17 protein-coding genes are annotated in these 20,666 nt (G+C 35.7%); 8 read left to right on the top strand and 9 right to left on the bottom strand.

The features are described from left to right. Positions 1–68 precede the first annotated feature (68 nt). The 3 genes from metK to VB694_RS06495 all read right to left on the bottom strand — a co-directional run bounded on the left by metK (position 69) and on the right by VB694_RS06495 (position 4,828). Complete coding sequence (gene metK, locus VB694_RS06505) at positions 69–1,253, bottom strand: methionine adenosyltransferase (protein ID WP_323359500.1); 1,185 nt, start codon at positions 1,251–1,253, stop codon at positions 69–71. Between the two features lie 61 nt (positions 1,254–1,314). After that, on the bottom strand, positions 1,315–4,284 hold the full coding sequence (locus VB694_RS06500; protein WP_323359499.1) for an HAD-IC family P-type ATPase: 2,970 nt from the start codon (positions 4,282–4,284) through the stop codon (positions 1,315–1,317). Further along, positions 4,244–4,828 carry a DUF5132 domain-containing protein gene (locus tag VB694_RS06495; RefSeq protein ID WP_323359498.1) on the bottom strand — a complete coding sequence of 195 codons (585 nt, stop codon included), beginning with the start codon at positions 4,826–4,828 and terminating at the stop codon, positions 4,244–4,246. Before VB694_RS06495 ends, VB694_RS06500 begins: the two co-directional genes overlap by 41 nt. 273 nt (positions 4,829–5,101) lie before the next feature. On the opposite strand from VB694_RS06495, the gene VB694_RS06490 reads away from it, so the two are divergent. After that, complete coding sequence (locus VB694_RS06490) at positions 5,102–5,563, top strand: pyridoxamine 5'-phosphate oxidase family protein (protein ID WP_323359497.1); 462 nt, start codon at positions 5,102–5,104, stop codon at positions 5,561–5,563. 186 nt (positions 5,564–5,749) lie between these two features. Here VB694_RS06490 and VB694_RS06485 read toward each other — a convergent pair whose 3' ends face one another. Further along, a complete protein-coding gene (locus VB694_RS06485; RefSeq protein WP_323359496.1) occupies positions 5,750–5,968 on the bottom strand; it encodes a hypothetical protein in 219 nt (72 codons plus the stop codon). A 4-nt stretch (positions 5,969–5,972) separates the two neighbouring features. Next, positions 5,973–6,602, bottom strand: coding sequence for an HPF/RaiA family ribosome-associated protein (locus VB694_RS06480; RefSeq protein ID WP_323359495.1), 630 nt, complete (start codon positions 6,600–6,602; stop codon positions 5,973–5,975). A gap of 612 nt (positions 6,603–7,214) precedes the next feature. On the opposite strand from VB694_RS06480, the gene cobG reads away from it, so the two are divergent. From cobG to VB694_RS06450, 6 genes are all read left to right on the top strand, one after another. Next, complete coding sequence (gene cobG / locus VB694_RS06475; protein WP_323359494.1) at positions 7,215–8,759, top strand: precorrin-3B synthase; 1,545 nt, start codon at positions 7,215–7,217, stop codon at positions 8,757–8,759. 25 nt (positions 8,760–8,784) lie between these two features. Beyond that, positions 8,785–9,414, top strand: coding sequence for a precorrin-8X methylmutase (locus tag VB694_RS06470; RefSeq protein ID WP_323359493.1), 630 nt, complete (start codon positions 8,785–8,787; stop codon positions 9,412–9,414). Next, on the top strand, positions 9,411–10,115 hold the full coding sequence (locus VB694_RS06465) for a precorrin-2 C(20)-methyltransferase (protein ID WP_323359492.1): 705 nt from the start codon (positions 9,411–9,413) through the stop codon (positions 10,113–10,115). The genes VB694_RS06470 and VB694_RS06465 overlap by 4 nt, the downstream gene beginning before the upstream one ends. Before the next feature lie 180 nt (positions 10,116–10,295). Further along, positions 10,296–12,026: a precorrin-3B C(17)-methyltransferase gene (cobJ, locus tag VB694_RS06460; protein ID WP_323359491.1), complete on the top strand. Its 1,731-nt coding sequence runs from the start codon at positions 10,296–10,298 to the stop codon at positions 12,024–12,026. A 569-nt stretch (positions 12,027–12,595) separates the two neighbouring features. After that, complete coding sequence (locus tag VB694_RS06455) at positions 12,596–12,814, top strand: hypothetical protein (protein ID WP_323359490.1); 219 nt, start codon at positions 12,596–12,598, stop codon at positions 12,812–12,814. 95 nt (positions 12,815–12,909) lie between these two features. Then, positions 12,910–13,278, top strand: coding sequence for a hypothetical protein (locus VB694_RS06450; RefSeq protein ID WP_323359489.1), 369 nt, complete (start codon positions 12,910–12,912; stop codon positions 13,276–13,278). 368 nt (positions 13,279–13,646) lie between these two features. On the opposite strand, the gene VB694_RS06445 is transcribed toward VB694_RS06450, so the two are convergent. Together VB694_RS06445 and VB694_RS06440 are read right to left on the bottom strand one after the other, a co-directional pair. Continuing rightward, on the bottom strand, positions 13,647–15,377 hold the full coding sequence (locus VB694_RS06445) for an ABC transporter ATP-binding protein (protein WP_323359488.1): 1,731 nt from the start codon (positions 15,375–15,377) through the stop codon (positions 13,647–13,649). Positions 15,378–15,450: 73 nt separating this feature from the next. Next, positions 15,451–16,074 (bottom strand): exopolysaccharide biosynthesis protein, encoded by a 624-nt coding sequence (locus tag VB694_RS06440; RefSeq protein ID WP_323359487.1) that lies wholly within the window; start codon positions 16,072–16,074, stop codon positions 15,451–15,453. Between the two features lie 221 nt (positions 16,075–16,295). Here VB694_RS06440 and VB694_RS06435 point away from each other — a divergent pair, with 221 nt between their 5' ends. Beyond that, the gene (locus VB694_RS06435; RefSeq protein ID WP_323359486.1) at positions 16,296–17,078 is read left to right on the top strand and encodes an ABC transporter permease; all 783 of its coding nucleotides are present in this window, start codon (positions 16,296–16,298) and stop codon (positions 17,076–17,078) included. Positions 17,079–17,194: 116 nt separating this feature from the next. Here VB694_RS06435 and VB694_RS06430 read toward each other — a convergent pair whose 3' ends face one another. Both VB694_RS06430 and VB694_RS06425 read right to left on the bottom strand, forming a co-directional pair. Then, entirely contained in the window at positions 17,195–18,472 is a 1,278-nt protein-coding gene (locus VB694_RS06430) for a tetratricopeptide repeat protein (protein WP_323359485.1), read from the bottom strand. 32 nt (positions 18,473–18,504) lie between these two features. Then, the gene (locus VB694_RS06425; RefSeq protein WP_323359484.1) at positions 18,505–20,406 is read right to left on the bottom strand and encodes a nuclease-related domain-containing DEAD/DEAH box helicase; all 1,902 of its coding nucleotides are present in this window, start codon (positions 20,404–20,406) and stop codon (positions 18,505–18,507) included. Between the last annotated feature and the right edge of the window lie 260 nt (positions 20,407–20,666).

Raw genomic sequence — 20,666 nt, 5'->3', positions numbered from 1 at the left:
GGATGAATTATTTTTTTATTCCCTAACTTAAATATTTCATAACAACCTTAACAAAAGATAGATTTAGTCTAAAACACCCCAACCTTATCCACCTTTTCCCAAGGCAATTCTATATCACTTCTACCCACATGACCATAAGCAGCAAGCTGACGATAAAAACCACCTTTAGTTAAAGAAGGTAAAAACCTCAAATTAAATTGTTTAATAATTCCTGCTAACCGAAAATCAAAATGTTTCTCTAAAATTGCCGTTATTTCCTCATCAGAAATCTTTCCAGTTCCAAAAGTTTCTACCTGCACACTCACAGGACGAGAAAGTCCAATAGAATAACTTAATTGCACTTCGCATTCATCAGCTAATTTAGCAGCAACAACATTTTTAGCAGCATATCTGGCAACATAAGCACCAACTCTATCTATTCTAATCGGGTCTTTACCACTTAACGCCGAACCGCTATGTTTAGAATATTCACCATAGGTATCAATAGCATTTTTTCTACCTGTTAAACCTGCATGAGTAGTTGGTCCACCAGTAATAAATCTGCCATCAGGATTGATAAATATTTTAGTTTTGGCATCAGGTTTAATTTTTTCATTCTCAAACACAGGAGAAATCACAGTTTCACGAATATCATCACGTAATTGTTGTAAATCAGGTTTTTCAGATTGATTTTGACTAGCAATAACTGCAATGCTGTGAATTCTAAAAGGTCTACGGTTTTTATATTCAACACCTACCTGAGTTTTACCATCTGGGGTGAGATAGGGGAGGATTTTCTGCTTTCTAACCTCACTAATTTGTCTAGCTAATTTATGTGCTAACCAAATTGGTAAAGGCATAAAATTATAAGTTTGATTGCAAGCAAAACCAAAAACCGTAGCTTGATTAGTAACAGTGATTTTTTCTATTTCCGCATCAGATAAATTTTTCTCATCAAATAAATGATGTTCATCAGGAGGCAATTCTATTAAGCTAGTTAAAATACTGCAATTTTTACCATTAAATTCCTTTTGTTGATAACCAACCTGTTCAATTACCTGTCGTGCTATATTAGTAAAATCTACATTAGCACTAGGTTCAAATCGAGCAGCAATAAAAACAATACCTGTAGAAACTGCACATTCTGTAATTATTCTCCCATAAGGATCTTGTTGTAAAAACCTATCTACAATAGCATCACTAATTTGATCACAAAGCTTATCAGGATGCCCTTCCGTAACAGATTCCGACGTAAACATAAAATCCTTCTTCATAAAAAAAATCCTCTCTTTTCTCTGCGCTCTCTGCGCCTCTGCGGTTCGTTACTATCATGATTTAATTTATTTTTTTACTCCCTTCATTAACCAACAAAGGCAACACAGCACCACCAGCAATTACAGCAGTATCTCCTATATTTAACGGTGCAATTTTCAACAAACTCCGTAACTGTGGCACAGCTAAAGCCAAAAGTTGAATACCAAAAGAACCAACGATAGCAGTATTTAAATAAGGATTAGATGGTAGTTTTTCCTTACTAAAAATGCTGTGTTTTTCAGAACGACTGCTAATAGTATGTAGTAATTGTCCAGAAGTAAGAGTCATAAAAGCTAAGGTACTAGCTTTAGGACTAATTCCATATTTAGAAATACCGTAACCATAGGCAGCTAAGGTACTAATAGATATGGCAGCAGATTCAAATACAATTCTGCCAAAATCGGTATTTTTAATAATTGCTTCATTAGGGTTACGAGGTGGTTGATTTAATACGTCTGCTTCTGGTGCTTCCATAGCTAAAGAAAGTCCAGGGAAAATATCAGTTACTAAGTTCAACCATAGCAGTTGAATTGCGTTTAAAGGTTCACCAATACCGACTGCGGTAGCAGTTGTCATCACCATAATTTCACTGAGATTTGTAGCTAAAAGAAAATGTACAGATTTTCTGATGTTGTTGTAAATTGTTCTGCCCCGACTAACAGCAATCATCATTGTTTCTAATCTGTCATCTTCTAACACAATATCAGCAACTTCACGGGCAACATCTGTACCTTCTTTACCCATTGCTACACCGACTTGGGCGGCTTTTAGTGCGGGTGCGTCATTAATGCCATCACCGGTCATAGAAACCACTTTACCTGATGCCTGCAATGCTTGAACAATTTGCAATTTATTACTAGGACTAATGCGGGCAAAAACGTCAACTTTGTCGCTGAGTGCTGCTAATGCTTCGGGTGTGAGATTATTGAGGTTATTAGAGTCAAGAATTTCTAATTGAGGATGTCGATTTAATTCTAACTCTTTGGCGATCGCATAAGCTGTAGGAGTTTGATCACCAGTAATCATCACCGTATCAATTCCTGCTTGATGGAAGTTTGCAATTAATTCTTTTGCACCTTTTCTAATTGGATCTGCCATCCCCACCAAACCCAACCAAATTAAATCTGATTCATGATTATTGTTATTTTCAGATTCCTCTCTATAACCATAAGCTATCCCTAAAACTCTTAATGCTTTTCCTGCCAAACGATCATTTTCTATTTCCATTTTTTGCCGATCTTCTGCTGTCAAAGGTATAATTTCACCATTTTTCAGCCACCGATGACAAACTTGTAAAACTTCCGCAGGGTTTCCTTTAACTGCCACCATTTGCTGACAATTATTAGTATCATGAATCGTACTCATCATGTTGCGATTTTCTGAACGCAAATTAGTTTGCAGCAAAGGATATTTTTCCTTCAATTTTATTACATCTACACCCGCACTAATCGCTGTGTGAATCAAAGCATTTTCTGTAGCTGAACCTGTAACCCGATATTCACCATTATTGTTTTGACTAACTTCACTTTCATTACAAAGAACTGCAATATGAATCAATTTTAATAGTTCATGACAAGTGTAGGGATTAATAGTTTCTTCACCTGCAATAAATTCACCATCAGTTACTTGAATGTGTTTACTGTCGGTGACAATTTCCACTACAGACATTTTATTTTCTGTGAGAGTTCCGGTTTTATCTAAGCAAATAGTCTGTACAGAACCCAAAGCTTCAACTGCATTTAAACTGCGGACAAGAACGTGATTTTTTCGCATATCACGAATGCCTAAAGCTAGGGTTGTGGTGGCAATTGTTGGTAAACCTTCGGGAACTGCTGCGACTGCTAAAGATATAGAAGATTGCAGCATTGCTAATAAATTATATCCTCGTAAAACCCCCATTCCAAATACTAAACCACATAATCCCATACTAATTAAAACAAGTTGGCTACCCACTTGATCTAATTGTTTAGCCAGGGGAGTTTGGGTTGTTGTTGCTTCACTTACTAATTGCTGAATCTTACCCATTTCGGTAAATTGTCCTGTAGCAATTACCGCTGCTATTCCCTGTCCATTAATTACTAATGTACCTTTATAAATCATATTCAAGCGATCAGCTAAAGGCACATCTTCACTATTTAATGATATGGTATTTTTAGTGACGGGAACACTTTCCCCAGTTAAAGCAGATTCATCAATACTTAAATTTTCAGCTTCAATAATTCTGGCATCTGCGGCAATATAGCTACCAGGTTTAAGAACTAAAATATCTCCTAATACTACATTTTCTGTAGGTATTTCTTGTAATTTATTATCTCTAATTACCCAAGTTGATTTTTCTGAGCGATTTTTTAGGGAATTAATAATGCGTTCTGACTGGCTTTCTGTAAGATAACCAATGGCAGCATTTAAACCAACTACACCCAAAATTACTACAGCATCAATAATTCCCCCGGTGAAAATAGAAATTCCGGCAGCAACACCTAATAAAGCAACTGGTAAGGATTTAAATTGCTCAGTTAATATACTTATTTCTGAGCGTGTTACTGTTGTTGATAACAGATTTTTACCATATTTATTCAGGTGTTTATTAGCAGTTATACTGGATAATCCTGAAATGTTTGAAGTATTTAATGATTGTAGAACATTATCCGCTGTCATTAAATGCCAGTTTTCGGTTTTTTGCTCGTGATTGGATACAGTTAATTTATCTTTTTGAGTAACCTTTGCTAATGTTTTTACATCAATAAATCCAGCCTTATCTTGATAATCTGATAAAGCTTTTTCAATAAAAAATGCAATTTTTTTATAGCTAATATCCTGTTTAAAAAACACCAAGATATTGCTAGTTAAGACATTAGCAGAAACAGAAATAATTTCTGAGTAGTTGACAAGTGATCGCTCTAAATATGTTTTTAAACACTGCGAATGATAAAGTTCCTTAATTTTATATCTAGCTCTCCCTTTGACACTGCTGTGTATTATTTGAATCACTACTTTGTTGCTCCTGAAATTCCATGGAAACCGTATTAATTGATAAATTCGTTAATTGAGTTTCATCCTCAACATTCAGTCTCGTAAAAATATCGAAAGCATACCAAGCCAATATATACCAAGGTATTTCTTCTAGCTGTAGTCCTTTTTTGAGCAATTGTTGGATCGAAAGTAAACCTATTCCTACAGGTAATATCACTCGTAAATCAGCAACACCATTTGTCATTCTTCCCACATCTGTATTGAGATCAGATATGATATTTATAAAATCTTTTGCTGCTTCTGACTTACCATTTGTGACATAGTTTGGATAAGTTCTAGATTTTAAACTGGCTGGTTTTTCCTTTCTCGCATCTGCGGTTGCTTTTTCCAAAGTTTCACCCATTTCTGCAACTGCATCCTTAACCCTTTTCGATAAAAGAATACCATCCTTGATAGTATTTTGAACTACAGGTTGTTTGACTGCTGATGCAATAGGTAAAATCAAAGGTGAGAAAACTATTGCTGTCAAACCTTCAACCATTGTATCTAATGTTGATGTCATTTTTAAATCTCCATTAATATCACGTTATCTAGCCAATCAATATCAAAGTTTAATTAAAATTAAACCTATTTCCATCATCCTAAAGTAACAGAAGTATTTGTGAGCAAACAGCAAAATAAAAACCTTTTTTATCTTATACTATTACTTTAGTGATACACCAACTAGCTGAGTTAATGACATGAGAATTACACCTCTAGATTCATGCAATATAAACCTAAAAACTTTATTACTAAAAAGGATATTCAATAACCTTTACTTAATAAAAATAGTTCCATGACAAATTCACCAAACCAAAATCAACAAATTCAAACATTGCGTACACTGATTCAAAATATTGACTCAGCGATGTTAACCACAGTCGATGATGATGGTAGTTTGCACAGTCGTCCTATGTCTATTTTTAGCGACATTGACGCAGAGGGTAAACTTTGGTTCTTTACCTTTGCTAATTCCCATAAGGTATTAGAAATTGAACACCATCAACAAGTAAATGTGAGTTTTACTTCACCTGAACAACAGCGATATGTTTCTATTTCCGGTACAGCAGAACTTGTGAGAGATAGAAATAAATTAGAAGAAAAATGGAAACCAGAATTACAAACTTGGTTTCATGCAGGAATAGATGAGCCAAACATTGCTTTGCTAAAATTGAATATTAATAAAGCCAATTATTGGGAAAGTCCATCAAGCTTTAGACCACAAACAATTACTTTATTAGAACTCTCACACCGTTAAAATATTTAACAGATCCCTGATTTATTGTAGTACATAAATTAGGGATCTATGTAAGTATTCAGCTATAGCAATCGTTCATACCCAGATCCCCGACTTTACCAGATCAATTTATCACTTAGGGACACAATAAACAAAAGAAATCGAGGATTTTATCTCCTCAGATGAATTCTTACGGCTCTACATTATTTATTGCTGAGATACTAATTTTCGTTCACTTTGGGAATGAGTTTTTTCAATATGTTCCATTAAGCTTTCTGCCATTTCTACAGATATAATAATTAATTGCTGCTCCATATTTCCACAACATCCTTCATCACTAACTTGGGGATAAATATGAGGATTAGATAGCATTGCAGCCAGCAATTGAGATGCAATTGTTTTCACTTCATCAGCTTGTATATTCATACAATTATTCCTGCCAATCTAAGGGCGGTTCAATTATGGTTTCTGATGATTTACCAGCACGAACACCGGGTTTATCAACTATTTTTACTGTACTTGCTTGGGGTCCTTCTTCACCTTCTTCTAAGGAAAAATGCACACCCGTACCAATTTCTAATCGTTCAAAATCATGATGTAAAACGCTATTATGATGGAAATATATTTCCCGTCCATCTAAACTTTTTAGAAATCCATAGCCATCTTCTCGAAATAATTTAGTCACAAAAGCTGTAGTTTCTTTTACTTCTGCATATCTGTTAGCTTGTTCACTTGCACGTTGTAGTTGAGTAATTTTAGTTAACTGCTGACGCATAGCATCAAAGGTTTCTCTAATTACTGCATCTAAAGGTTGATATTGAATACCTTCACCGGGATTTCTTTGTGCTACTAATTCATGTCCAGGGGGAATAGTCAGATCAATTCTTACTCGATAAGGAGAACCACTACGGGGTCTATCATGGATTTTTTCAATCACAATATGACAACTATTAATGTAATTACAAATATGCTCAAGCTTGGCAATTTTTTCATGGACTAAATTATCAATTGCCTCTGATTTTTCTAGATTACGATAAGTGATTTCTGGTGGTATTTTCATGTTTTTATTATTCCAATCAAATAGGGAATATAACAATTTCACATTCCCACATTTCTACATTATTTACCTATTACCAATGCCTCATCAGTTATAATACTTCTTTGCTTTGGTTTTACTTTACACTTGACTAACCTCATTTCTCTCATTTTAAATAAACAGATAATTATTTTCCTCTGACTAAAGAAGAGGGATTTTTAACTTAGATATCAACCAAAAGAATGACTTCCCTAGTCAAAAGTCTTCAGAATTTAATCCTGCATCAGTGATGAATTCCTTAGATACCGCAAGGTTTTGACAACAAATAAGTTGGTAATCTAGAGAATTTTGCAAATATTTTCACCAATAAATCTTCTCTTGTGGTACACTACTATTTCTTAGACTTGGGAAACTCTGGTTAAATTCCGGGACTGTGCCGCAGCTGTAAAGCAATTTGAGGGTTTAGATTGCTGATTTTAGATGGTTAATACTGAGATAAAGCTTGTAATCAATACAGGTAATCAGAAAACCAAAAATCCAAAATCTAAAATCCGAAATTGAACGAGTCAGAATGCCAACTCTAGGGAAATCTATATCAGTTCTATCTCTGCGTCGCACAGGGAAGGGGTTCTAGTTTTGTTAAGCGCATTTACTACCTGTCCAGGTTTATTTTACACTACAACGGCTAAAGATGGCATCTTATCTCGCTTAAGAATTCCTGGGGGCATTTTGAGTAGTGACCAATTCCGCACTATTGCTAACATAGCAGATAATTATGGCGGAGGATATGTGGATGTGACAAATCGGGCTAATTTACAAATTAGAGAGATTAAACAAGAAATAAATATTGAAGTTCTCCAGCGTTTGCAAAATTTAGGATTAGGTTCTATTAATCCCGCTGTAGACCATCTTCGCAATATTATGACCAGTCCCACGGCGGGTATAGACAATCAAGAATTAATTGATACTCGTCCCTTAGTGAAAGCTTGGGATGAATATATAACCGCTAATTCACATTTGGGGGGACTTTCAGCCAAATTCAGTGTTTGTTTTGATGGTGGTGGTAAACTTTCTGTCAAAAACTGCCCCAACGACATCACTTTTGTTGCTGTTCTAGGAGATGAGGGGGGTAGGAAAGAACCTAAGTTCTTTCCTACGGGGAAATGGGGACTAAATTCAGTTTACTTCATTTTGAATATTTGTGCTAGTGAAAAAGGAAAATTAGCTACAAATACAGGAATTTTGTTACATCCAGAAGAATGTATTCCAGTTTTAGCAGCTTTAGCGGCAGTGTATTTACAACATACAGATTCTAGTAGCCGACGTAAACCACGTTTACGAGAAGTTATTCATAATTTAGGTTGGGAAAATTATCTGCAACAAGCTCAAGAATATTTAACTGCATATAAAAATTTATTAAATTCCCAACTAAAGCATCAAAATCTCATCAATGGACGCAAAAATTCAGAAATACAGAATTATGAACAACAAAATCTATACCATCTGGGTATTCACCGCCAAAAACAATTAGGATTATTCTATATCGGAGTTGTTTTACCTTTAGGACGGTTACAAAGTTGGCAAATTCGGGGTTTAGCCGATTTAGCCACAAAATATGGTAATGGTAATCTAAGACTGACACCTTGGCAGAATTTATTAATCACTGATATTCCCCAACAGCACATTTGGGAAGTGGAAACACAAATTACCCATTTAGGACTTAGTTATTCAGCTATAAACATTAAAAGCGGGTTAGTATCTTGTTCTGGTAAACAGGGTTGTGTTGCTGCTGCGACAGATACAAAAAGTCACGCTTTAACATTAGGAGAATATTTAGAAACTCAACTTACCTTAGATTCTCCCATTAATATTCACTTTAGTGGATGTATTAAATCTTGCGCTCAACATCATCAAGGTGATATTACATTACTTGGTGTGAATCTTGAGGCAGAAAATGAAACAATGATAGGATATCAAGTCTATCTTGCTGACGACACTGTACAGCAATTTGGTCGTCAAATTTGCGATTATGTAAGTGTGGCGAAATTACCCCAACTGATGGAACAAATGTTGAAAATGTATAAAAGTAACCGGGTTAATTCTCAAGAATCATTTAGAGAATTTGCCAATCGTTATGATATATCTGAACTCAAACAATTGTTCACTGTTCAATCAATTTAAGTCTCAAATCCCAAATCTCAGAACTATGTTTAATTATATACGTGATGCCAACGAAATATACAAAAAATCCTTCGCCATTATTCGCTCAGAAGCTAACTTAGACATTCTGCCCGAAGATGTAGCGCAAGTTGCCGTCCGTCTGATTCATGCCTGTGGAATGCCGGATATTGCCACTGATTTAGCCTATTCACGAAATGCAGTAGAGTCAGGGAGAAAAGCCTTGGCAGCTGGCGCACCCATTTTGTGTGATTGTCGTATGGTTGCCGAAGGTGTCACCAGAAAAAGATTATCTGTCAAGAACGCAGTTATCTGCACCTTGAATGATCCCGAAGTTCCTACCATAGCCAAAAGGTTGGGAAATACCCGTTCAGCCGCAGCTTTAGAACTATGGCGTTTTCATCTGGAAGGGGCAGTAGTCGCCATTGGTAATGCACCCACAGCCTTATTTAGATTACTGGAAATGCTAGATGAAGGAGTACCACGTCCGGCATTAATTTTAGGCTTTCCCGTGGGGTTTGTCGGTGCAGCCGAATCAAAAATCGCTTTAGCCGCAGATAGCCGCAATGTCCCATTTATAACTTTACATGGACGACGGGGCGGCAGTGCGATCGCTTCTGCTGCTGTTAATGCCTTAGCCACAGAGGAAGAAATATGAACCCAAAAGGCCGTCTGTATGGAATTGGTGTCGGACCTGGAGATCCAGAACTTTTGACATTAAAAGCATTACGCTTATTACGTTCGGCCTCTGTTATTGCCTATCAATCAGCCGTAGACCGGGAAAGTATCGCTAGAAAAATTGTGTCGCCATATTTACCCGGTAATCAAATTGAGGTTTTATACCATCTTCCCCGTGCTTTAGAACCAGAAAAAGCCAAATCCATCTATGACCAAGAAGTTGAACCCATCGCCGAACATCTAGCTGCTGGTCGGGATGTCGTTGTACTCTGTGAAGGTGATCCGTTTTTTTACGGTTCTTTTATGTATATCTTCACCCGTTTATCTGCACACTATCAAACGGAAGTCGTCCCTGGTATTTCTTCTTTGATGGCCTGTCCAGTCTCCTTGGGTGTACCCTTCACCTATTACAACGACATTCTCACAGTTCTACCCGCCACGCTGCCCACAGAAATGCTAATTGCCCAACTTTTAGCTACAGATGCAGCTGCAATTATGAAACTCGGTCGTCATTTTGCTAAAGTGCGTGATGTCTTGCATCAACTAGGACTCACTTCACGGGCAAAATATATTGAACGGGCAACCACTACGGAACAACGCATCATCCCTCTAGATGAAGTTGATGCCGAAGCAGTACCTTATTTCTCGATGATTATCATACCTACTAAGCAGAAGCTTTAAGGAGGCAGAAGGCCGAAGAATGATCAAAAATTACCCATTACCCACTTAAATTTTGATCAAAATTCAGCGCAATAGTAAGTTAAGAGTATTGACTTCAACCAAAAAATCTGCTATGATTGATTTTGATAAGGAAGAACTATCTAATAATAATTAGGTAAATATAAATTAAATATTAATTAAATGAAAACAAGGGTTGCACCTGCCGTTGTCATACTGGGTCAAAATAGTGTCACAGTAGCAAGGCAAATTACAAATAATTTACCAGGGGCTAAGTTATACGGTTTAGTTGGTCGTACCGATGAAGTGGATGTGAGGTTCACAAATTTCGGCGATACACTGCGGGAGTTATTCGCAGCAGGAACACCGATAATTGGTATTTGTGCGGCTGGAATTTTGATTAGAACTTTAGCACCACTGATTACAGATAAAAGTCAAGAGCCGCCAGTATTAGCTGTAGCTGAAGATGGTAGTGCCGTTGTCCCGCTTTTGGGTGGACTGAATGGAGTAAATGAATTAGCACGTCATATTGCAGAAGCTTTAAATGTAAAAGCAGCGATTACGACTACAGGAGATTTGCGTTTTCAAACAGCTTTGCTATCTCCTCCTCCTGGATATCATTTAGCTAACCCAGAAGATGCAAAAAAATTTATTGCTGACTTATTAGCAGGGGCAAAAGTTAAATTAGTAGGAATAGCACCTTGGTTGAGTGAAAGTAACTTACCGATTGATGATAATGGCGAGTTAACTATTCAAGTTACAGAAAATGCCGCGATTTCTCAAACTAATTGTTTAGTTTATCATCCCGCCAAGATTGCAATCGCCATCAATTCTCCCAACTCAGAAACACTTACCCAAATTTACGAACTACTAGAAGACGCGCAGGTTTCCCCCAAAGCAGTCGCTGTTATTCTTGCACCTCTATATCTAGCGACTAATCCCATACTTGAAAATATCGCTCATATCTTCAAAGTACCAATTAGATTTTTTAAAGTCAGTCAACTGACAGAATTGACAACACAAGGATACAGCTTACATGAAGCTGTTGTTTATGCTGGGACAGATGCAAATAGTAAATCCTTTTGTTCTCCATTTTCCCAGATTACAATTACCATTTATCCCCAAATTATCGACCCCCAAACCATCGGACAACCACAGGGAAAATTAGCCATCATTGGTACAGGACCTGGTGCATCAAAATGGATGTCTCCTGAAGTTAAAGAAATCCTCAGTCATGCTACTGATTTAGTTGGTTATAAAACCTATATTAATTTAATTGGTGCTTTAGCTGATGGTAAAAAAATTCATGAATCTGATAACAGAGAAGAAGAAACACGGGCAAAAATGGCCTTAGACTTAGCCGCAGAGGGTAAATATGTAGCAGTAGTTTCTTCAGGAGACCCCGGTATTTATGCCATGGCCACCGCAGTTTTTGAAGTCATAGACCGATATAATCAACCAGAATGGCAAACCATTGATATTCAAGTCGCCCCCGGCATTTCCGCCATGCAAGCCACCGCCGCAGCTATTGGCGCACCTTTAGGACATGACTTTTGTGTAATTTCGCTTTCTGACATTTTGAAACCTTGGGAAATTATCGCCCAACGCATCACAAATGCAGCCCAAGGTGATTTTGTCATCGCATTTTATAATCCTGTTTCTAAACAACGTACTTGGCAATTAGCAGAGGCAAAAAATATCTTACTACAGTATAGAAAATCGGATACTCCTGTTATATTAGGGTGGAATCTTGGCAGACCAGGACAAGTAGTAAAAGTTATTACCCTTGAACAATTAGAACCAATAGAAGCCGATATGCGAACCTTGATTATTGTTGGTTCTTCTCAAACGCGGAAAATAGAAACCAGTGAAAAAGATATCCGGGTTTATACACCACGGCGTTATTATTCTTAATTTGTCTTAATGTGTAATTTCTAATTTCTAATTTATATTCCCAAAGGAATAGTGACGACAATTACAGAATGAAGTAGGAATAAAAAACAAACAATTGTGAGAATTTTTGTATCGGCTGTTATCCCTGACCACATTTAAGTTGTAAGTAAAAAATATCAGAAAATTTGAGAAATTCCAAGAAATAAATATTGGAATTATGTCTACAAATAAACGACTAATTTTAGTTAGTTGTGTTATGCTGTTAGACAAATGTTTGTTATCTAATAAATCTAGCTATTTATTAAGAGCATTTTATATTTATATGTTCGTTCTAGAAAATCATGAGAATATGCTTACCCCAAATATAAATAGTCGGCTTAAATATCTGTAATTTTTCCTAAAATCTCACAAAAAAAAGATATAATTCCAGTAATTATGTCTGGCTAAATAGTAATAAATACTTGAAATTCTAGTTTTTATAATTAACAATAAAAGCATCATGTTTCATACATGATTGTAGCCAACAAAAGTGACAGAAGCCCTGATATATGTCCGCTCGTGCGGACATTTTTTTTGTTTATTTATTGTGTATGAACAACAAGCTTAGAGAAATCGGATATCTGACTCTGGCAATAATTACAAATCAAATAGGATTACTATATGTTAATACTGATGCTAATGCCACAGCAAATATTTTCAGAAAAGTAAAGACAACGTTGGGATTAAATCTTGATGGAGTCTATGGTGGCGCTTTAAATACGCCTTTAAGAGTCCGTTTTTGGACTTCTTCAGAATCCCCGTGTCTTTAGACCGGGGAGTGTCAATATTCCTGATATATCTGCTCTTGAATTGAAAGAATTAATCGTTTATCCTGAGTATTCAAGGACTTTTGTCAAATAAAAAAATGAACAAATTTATACTAAGCTTGTTTTCTTCTCCTGTGTTGATTAGCTCTTTCTTAACGATGGGTGTAATGGTAAATAAAGCCCAAGCTGTAGAACTTCCAGCTGAAAGCACAGCCCAAAGTACAGATAATTTGTCTTGCATTCGCAATAAACATAAAGTAGGTTTAGTCTGTGCTAGAGCTTCCGTATTGGCTCAAATTCCACAGTACCAAGCCCAAGCAGAAGATTCTTTGACTCCTAATGATGTTCTTATGCTAGAGTTCAATATTGAAGAAAGTAATAAGGCGGTTGATTTGTTTGGCTGTGACTGTCCTGCTTGTATAAATTCTTTACGACAAATGCGTAATGTAGCACCTTTAGTTTACTAAGGATGAGGGATTGGGACAGCAAACAGTAATTACTGATAACTGACCCATCTCCCCAATAGACATCTCCGGTAATTAGGGCTTGCTGAAAAAGTCTTTTCGTGAAGGCTAGGAGTCAGGAGTCAGGAGTCAGGAGTCAGGAGGAAGAATTAGAAGGAGATAAGAATAGTCTCAAATTTCAGAAAGTGATAGGTTTTTAATGGCTTCAATGCTTATTCCTTGCACCTAATTCACTTTTTTAACTCTGCAACTCTTAATATATATAGGTTTTCGGTTTATATGCCTGACGGCACGCTCCGCGAACAGCAAGCCCTATTTAGCAGCTTTTTCTTAGTGGATAATACAGCTAGGATAATATCAGATTTACTTAATTAAACATTAAACTGTTGAGCATAAAATCGCGCATATCTCCCTTCTAAAGCTAACAATTCTTCATGATTTCCTGACTCGACAATTTGCCCTTTTTCTAAAACCAAAATCCGATCGCATTTTCTCACTGTCGATAATCTGTGAGCAATAATTAACACAGTACGATTTTTCATCAATCTTTCTAAAGCCTCCTGTACCAAAGCTTCTGACTCAGAATCTAATGCCGATGTCGCTTCATCAAGTATCAAAATTTGCGGGTTTAATAGTACAGCACGGGCGATCGCAATTCTCTGTCTTTGTCCTCCTGATAAATTCACACCTCGTTCACCTACCCAAGTTTGATAACCTTCGGGTAATTGCATAATAAATTGATGAGCATTAGCAATTTTTGCGGCTTCTTCCACTGCTTTCATCTCAAAAGTATCCTGTCCAAAAGCAATATTTTGGGCTATAGTTCCTGAAAACATAATTGTTTCTTGGGGAACTATACCAATTTGTTTTCTTAAACTATTTAATGTCACATCTCGAATATTGACATCATCTATAAAAATTTCCCCAAATTCAGGATCATAGAATCGCGGTAACAGATTTACAAAAGTAGTTTTACCAGCACCGGAAGCACCCACAAGTGCGATCGCTTGTCCTGGCATTACTAATAAACTAATATTATTTAATACCAGTTCACCAGGTTTATAAGAGAAGGTAACATCACGATATTCAACTTTGCCATTTACAGATGGAAGAGTAATGGCAATTGGTTTTTCTAATACCGTCGGTTGAATAGCTAATAACTCAAATACTCTATCAACTGAAGCCTCACCTTGCTTAAATTCGTTATAGTTATTGGTAGTATGACCGATAGGATCAATTAACAAAGCTGCTGCTGCTAAATAACTGAAAAAAGCTCCTACAGTTAAATTGTTTTGAGAAATTTGCCATGTTCCTACCATGAGCAAAGATAACGCGCTCAAAGCTTCTAAAAAACCGACAATGGGAATTTGAATTGCTTTTAATTTTTCTGCTGAATATTTAGCTTTTAAACTACGTTCAGCTTCATGGCTAAATCTAGCAATTTCGTAGTTTTCTGCTGCAAAAGCTTGGATCAAACGAATACCGCTAAAAACTTCTGTTAAGATAGCTGATAAATCGGAAATACGATTTTGACTTTTGAGGGAATATTTACGTAAACGTTCCCCAAACCAACCAATTAAAACTCCCATAATTGGTGCTACAATCACTGTAGCTAAAGTTAATTGCCAATTCAAATAAATCATGTAAATGGGAATAGCAACCAACTGCAAAACGCAGGGAACAAAATCATGAAATAGCTTATTGACAACTTCTCCAACTCTGTCCACATCTTCGGTGAGACGATAAGATAAATCACCAGCTTTTGCAGTTTCAAAATAGCTGAGATTGAGTTTTTGCAAATGTGAATAAACCTTTTGACGCAGATGAAAAGCAACCCTTAAAGCTGCCCTAGCCATGTATAAATCTTGTACAGATTGGAAAAAACCCCGCACTAGAAATACTAAAGCACAGATACCCGTTAATTGAGCGATCGCTACTACATTACCCTGTCCAAAGGGAACCGCCAATTTACCCGCCAAATTAATCAGCGTTAACGTAGCCAGCACATATCCTACAATACCGACAAATCCCTTAGCGATGGTTTCCCACTGGGTGCGGAGATAGGGTACAAGTAACCAATAATTAGAACGTTTTTTAGTCATTAGTCATTAGTCATTAGTCTTTAGTCTTTAGTCTTTAGTCATGAGGTTATTCATCCTCCCAGTCACCAGTCACCTACCGTCCCAACCAAGTTTTGATCACATCCAACAGACTAGAACCACCCCAAACCAAAGCTAATAAAATTGATGTTGTTAAAATCCCTCCCATCAAACACAACACTAAACCGCCTAAGCTAATAGCACCATCATCTTCTGACAAGCCAAAGGCTGTCACGAAAATGCCCATTGCGGGTAAAGTATTAGTTCCAGGGATGGGAATCATCATTGAAATTGCCATCAGAGCGATCGCACAGCCAATGGTGATTCTACCTGGTAATGTGGTACAAATATAAGATAAACGCGGACGAGCGATCGCTTCAATTCTTCGCAACCAAGGCAGTCCCGCTTTCAGAAACCCCTGAACTGTAGAAAGTTGAATCTGATGATTAAGCATTTTTTGAGGTAGCCAAGGGGTTTTTGCACCTGCTATTAACTGTACAGCCAAAATAAAAATTAGAATACCAAAAGGTGTTGAGTAACCAGGTGCAGGTACTGGTAAAGCTGAAGGTAAAGACAAAATTACCAGCAAAAAGCCAAAAATTCTTTCCCCAGCTAGTAACAAAATATCCGCCAAAGTTACTTTATCAGGTCTTTCTTCTTCAAAAAAATAGCGTTGTAATTCGTTAGACAGTTTAGCCATAGATAAGTTTTCTGATTACTAAGAAAGAGATTTTAACCTTTATTCACACTATTTTCTTTGATTAAATGCCGAATTGTCGTAAATCAACGTGCATAAAATCAGACTTAACCGAGAAGTTGCATCCAACATCTTAACCTTATGCAATCGGTAAAATTAAAAAACCGTATGAAGTTGAGATAAAGTTATCTTAGATGAAGTGGGTAAGAAGTTAAACAAAAAGAATGCAAAGATACTTGAAAGTAATCAGACTTTTTTGGAGTGCAGCCATTTCCGCAGAGATGGAATATCGTCTCAACTTCATCATCGCTACCCTCAGCAGCTTAGGAAATCTTGTCGGCAGTATTTTCAGCTTATTCTTGTTTTATCGCACAGGTTACACCTTTCCCGGATGGTCTTGGGATGCAGCTTTAATAGTTTTAGGAATTTTCACGCTCCTGCAAGGTTTTTCAGCCACATTCCTCGCTCCCAACTTAAACCGCATTGTCCGTCATGTTCAAGAAGGGACATTAGATTTTGTATTATTAAAACCCATCCGCAGTCAATTTTGGCTTTCTACCCACACCCTATCACCGTGGGGATTACCAGATTTAATCTTTGCCTGTATCATCATTGGCTATGCAGGTAAACGCCTGGGTTTAGGTATAGATGACTATTTAGTGAGTATATTTCCTTTGGTTTGCGGCTTGGTCATTCTTTACAGTCTCTGGTTTATGCTGGGAGCTACTAGCATTTGGTTTGTGAAAATATACAATGCCACTGAGGTATTAAGAGGTTTATTAGAAGCTGGTAGATACCCGATTGTAGCTTATCCAGCTACTTACCGTGTTTTCTTTACCTTTGTAGTTCCAGTAGCTTTTTTAACGACAGTTCCCGCCCAAGCAATGTTAGGTCAAGGTAATTTAACTTGGTTAATAGGTGCTGTATTTTTAGCGGTGGTGTTATTATTTGTTTCTACCTGGTTTTGGCGGTTTGCTTTAAGGTTTTATACAAGTGCTTCAAGTTAGGTGAAGATAGACGTTTAGATCCCCGACTTCTTGAATAAGTCCGGGATCTATCTCACCTAAGTAGTTTCATCTTTCATTATCTTGACAAAAATTGCTCACATATTCCCTTCGATAAATTATTGTTTTTGTATTTGAAAATCTGCGGCTTTAAATGATTTTCTATCTCTTTTTCTATCATAACTTTCTTGTAAAATAAAACTTACTCTTTGATTTTCTTTACGCAAAAATTTAGGTAAATCCTTTTGTAAGAAGAAGACACGATTTCCAGTATCATCTATAATCCATCCATGCGCTTGATTAGGTGGTAATGATTCAATTGTACCGCAATAACGGGGAATATCCTCATATAAAATTTCCTTCCAGTATTTTCGACATATTTGATTTAATTTAGTAATATCTCCCTCAAATTGAGTAAATGTTAATTGCTGATTAGTGATTTCTTGGTTAATTTTTGTTTGTAATTGTTGTAAGGTATCTTTGACTTTCCACCCCTCTCTTTCTCGAATTGCTTTAGATAGTTCTAAATGTTGTGCAGACATTTCTAACTTTCCTAATAATAAGCTTTGCTGACAAATTTTTTCATATAAAGTAACTTTTATTTTATCTTCTCCTGGAGATAATGCTGCTTGACAAGCAAACTTTAGGGCTGTTTCTGGCTGATTAATACTTAAATATATATCTGATAAATCCTGGTAAATATACCATTCTTCTCGATGTTTTAGTAGGATATCCTGCAACTCAAGAATAGCTTTTTCTTCTTCTCCTAGATTAGCTAATGCTCCAGCAGAAAATCGGTAAAAATTCATTTCTTTGGGATAAACTTTAATTGCTGCTAATGCACAAACACGAGCTTCTTTCCATAATTCAAGTTCAATCAGACTTTTTACCTTAGCGAAAAACCATTGCTCCTTTCTAGACCTGCCTCTTCTACCATCAATAATTGTTGGTTCATCATTCAATTCTTCTGGTTTTAGTACATTACACCATTCCAAGACAATATCCCACTTTTCTTTTTGTTTAGCAGCTTTAATCACAGCAAAAACAGTTAATTCTTTAGCTAAACTATCTGGCTGTAAACTTAAAATTATTTTTGCTGATTCTATTAGTTGGTATAAATTTTCTTTAGATTCTTCGGGTTTAATAGTATCATCATAATATGCCCAAACTAATTCATTTTTAATATATTTATTACCAGGAAATTGATTAAGTGCTTTATTTCCTTGTTTAATAGAGGCTGAAGCATAACCAGCTTTACGTAAACATTTGAGATAACGACTTGCAGCATAAGCATTATTTTCATTTTCCCATACTTGCCGAAAAAGTGTTCCTGCTTCCTTCCATTGCTGTTGTTTAAGTAGTTCATTTGCAGTGTTCATTAATTCATTTTCATTCATAATGATTAATCCCTGATACAGTAATATTTCTATTAATTGAATATGTCAAAATTTAAATTATTCTTTAATTCCGATGTTAGTTTAGATTGATTATTAATATATAAACTTAAATATTCCTGAGCGCGAGTCATTGCAACATAAATCTGTCTTCTTGCTAAAATTTCAGCGTCTTTTTTACCAATAGAATCATCAAACTGTTCTAACCAAATTAATAATACTGCTTTAAACTCTAAACCAAGAGATGAAAGCATAGTTATAATTCTGACACCTTCTCTTTCTCGGTTATATTGTCTCTTAGAATTATCATTTTGATTAACCCAATAAGTTGATATACCTTGATGATTTAGTTGTTGAATAATACCATTTAATCTTTGTAGATATTCCTGACCTGCTTGTCTATATAAAATAGCTATATCACGATTATCAATATTTAATAATTTTAAAGAATGGATAGTTGATATAATAGATTTCTCTTGTTCATCAGGTGTGCTGCTTATATAAATTTTTGGTTTATCCCCCTGTCTCAATGCTAAATCGGGTTTAACCAGAGGGAAAGTTATATCATCATCTTCTAAAGGTTCAACTAAATCAGAGACACGGTTTAAAACATTCAAAGCAGATGATAGAATTTGATGAGTGTTACGATAGTTTTTGTCTAAGTCAAATTTCTTGCTTATAGTGCGGCCTTGTGCTTTAATTCCTACATCTGTCCACTTAAAATTAGACCTTTTATAAAGGCTTTGGTTGCCATCTGCAACAATCATTAAATCACCATTTTCACTATCTTTCAGAGCATTAACACAACACTGAAACCAAATAGGAACAAAAGTATGCGCTTCATCAATAAAAATGGCATCCCATTTTTGTTCTAGTGAATATTCAGATAATTTATCAATAACTATTTTACCTGTATATTCATCCCGATTTCCTTGGACTTGACTGGGTAATCTACCTAATACAGATTTTGCCCAGTCATCAAAATTTCTGACTTCAATATTTTGATAATGCTTATTTTGTGAATCTTGATGAAAAACTGATTTTATGTAGGCTGCTAAACATACGTTGAAACACAGTATTAATATTCTTGCATTATGATTTTGGTTGATTAAGTATTTAGCACGTGAGATTAACAATAGGGTTTTCCCTGAACCAGACACACCAAAGAAGATACGATGACCATCTCCTATACTTTTAGCCAAAGATTCTTGTTTACTGTCTAATGTTGTTAATATAATATCGCTTGGTAAAATTGAAAATTCAGAATTAACACTTTTTAATGTAGCTTTTTCTTGTCTAATAACAATTTCAGGATATATAATTCCTTTGATGGTACTAATCTGATCAGGTGTTAAAGGAGAAAAAACAAAGTTAATTCCAAACATTTCTTGAAAACGCTGGATAATTGTTTTTTCTTGAATATCATCTTTTTCCCATGTCAATAATTCATCACGATAAATTACACTTTTAATTGGTAGTACATCAGTTAAATTATTTTTATCAGCTTGTTCATAGGTTAAGTTAGACATAACTGCACCAACACCAATAGGAAAACATAAACTTCCTTGGTATTTGCCTGATTGGTTAGTTAATACTCTAGATTTTTTGAGAAGATTTAATAATTTGTCAAGATAATCTTTACCTTGACGTAAAGGAGATTTCTGTTTTTCAATTGTCTCTAAATCATTTTGATTATTCTCTATTTCAAAACTATCATAGGAAGCTTTAAGTATGTGTTTGAGATACCATCCTTTAACTTCTATAACAAGTAATCCAAAATCAGGGGACAAAATAATAAAGTCAGGATAACGGCCATCTATTCTAGGTTCATACCAAACATAGAAATTATCTGACAGCTTATTTTTGAGAATATTGTATATTCTTTTTTCTCCCTCACTTGCTTTTTTAGGAAGAGAGGGAGGTATCATAATTGCCATATTAAATTATTTATAATTTTACTGCTATCAATTTTAACATTGTATAATATTGCAGCCATGCTTGACAACATTTCTTAATATAGAAGAATTTTTTAGATACTTTAGATACTTAGGAGTTGCTAAGTCGTGGAAAAACTCGAGTAAAATTGATTAGGTATTACTGAGTAAAAAAACATAAAACTTCTCATATTGTAATTAGGCTTTAGCCAAAAACAAACCCCCTCATTATTGCAATGAAGGGGTTTGTAAAAAAATAGACC

The organism is Anabaena sp. UHCC 0451 (genome assembly GCF_034931405.1).
GTDB lineage: Bacteria > Cyanobacteriota > Cyanobacteriia > Cyanobacteriales > Nostocaceae > RDYJ01.
Note: the sequence above shows the minus strand (reverse complement) of the source record. Positions and strands in the feature narration are given on the sequence as shown.

What these genes read in the sequence shown, in the direction of transcription:
- VB694_RS06445 (WP_323359488.1), bottom strand. Translation starts at nt 15,377, where the DNA reads ATGACTAAAAAACGTTCTAATTATTGGTTACTTGTACCCTATCTCCGC.
- cobJ (WP_323359491.1), top strand. Translation starts at nt 10,296, where the DNA reads ATGAAAACAAGGGTTGCACCTGCCGTTGTCATACTGGGTCAAAATAGT.
- VB694_RS06430 (WP_323359485.1), bottom strand. Translation starts at nt 18,472, where the DNA reads ATGAATGAAAATGAATTAATGAACACTGCAAATGAACTACTTAAACAA.
- VB694_RS06480 (WP_323359495.1), bottom strand. Translation starts at nt 6,602, where the DNA reads ATGAAAATACCACCAGAAATCACTTATCGTAATCTAGAAAAATCAGAG.
- VB694_RS06435 (WP_323359486.1), top strand. Translation starts at nt 16,296, where the DNA reads ATGCAAAGATACTTGAAAGTAATCAGACTTTTTTGGAGTGCAGCCATT.
- VB694_RS06450 (WP_323359489.1), top strand. Translation starts at nt 12,910, where the DNA reads ATGAACAAATTTATACTAAGCTTGTTTTCTTCTCCTGTGTTGATTAGC.
- VB694_RS06465 (WP_323359492.1), top strand. Translation starts at nt 9,411, where the DNA reads ATGAACCCAAAAGGCCGTCTGTATGGAATTGGTGTCGGACCTGGAGAT.
- VB694_RS06440 (WP_323359487.1), bottom strand. Translation starts at nt 16,074, where the DNA reads ATGGCTAAACTGTCTAACGAATTACAACGCTATTTTTTTGAAGAAGAA.
- VB694_RS06485 (WP_323359496.1), bottom strand. Translation starts at nt 5,968, where the DNA reads ATGAATATACAAGCTGATGAAGTGAAAACAATTGCATCTCAATTGCTG.
- VB694_RS06495 (WP_323359498.1), bottom strand. Translation starts at nt 4,828, where the DNA reads ATGACATCAACATTAGATACAATGGTTGAAGGTTTGACAGCAATAGTT.
- VB694_RS06490 (WP_323359497.1), top strand. Translation starts at nt 5,102, where the DNA reads ATGACAAATTCACCAAACCAAAATCAACAAATTCAAACATTGCGTACA.
- metK (WP_323359500.1), bottom strand. Translation starts at nt 1,253, where the DNA reads ATGAAGAAGGATTTTATGTTTACGTCGGAATCTGTTACGGAAGGGCAT.
- VB694_RS06455 (WP_323359490.1), top strand. Translation starts at nt 12,596, where the DNA reads ATGAACAACAAGCTTAGAGAAATCGGATATCTGACTCTGGCAATAATT.
- VB694_RS06425 (WP_323359484.1), bottom strand. Translation starts at nt 20,406, where the DNA reads ATGGCAATTATGATACCTCCCTCTCTTCCTAAAAAAGCAAGTGAGGGA.
- VB694_RS06470 (WP_323359493.1), top strand. Translation starts at nt 8,785, where the DNA reads ATGTTTAATTATATACGTGATGCCAACGAAATATACAAAAAATCCTTC.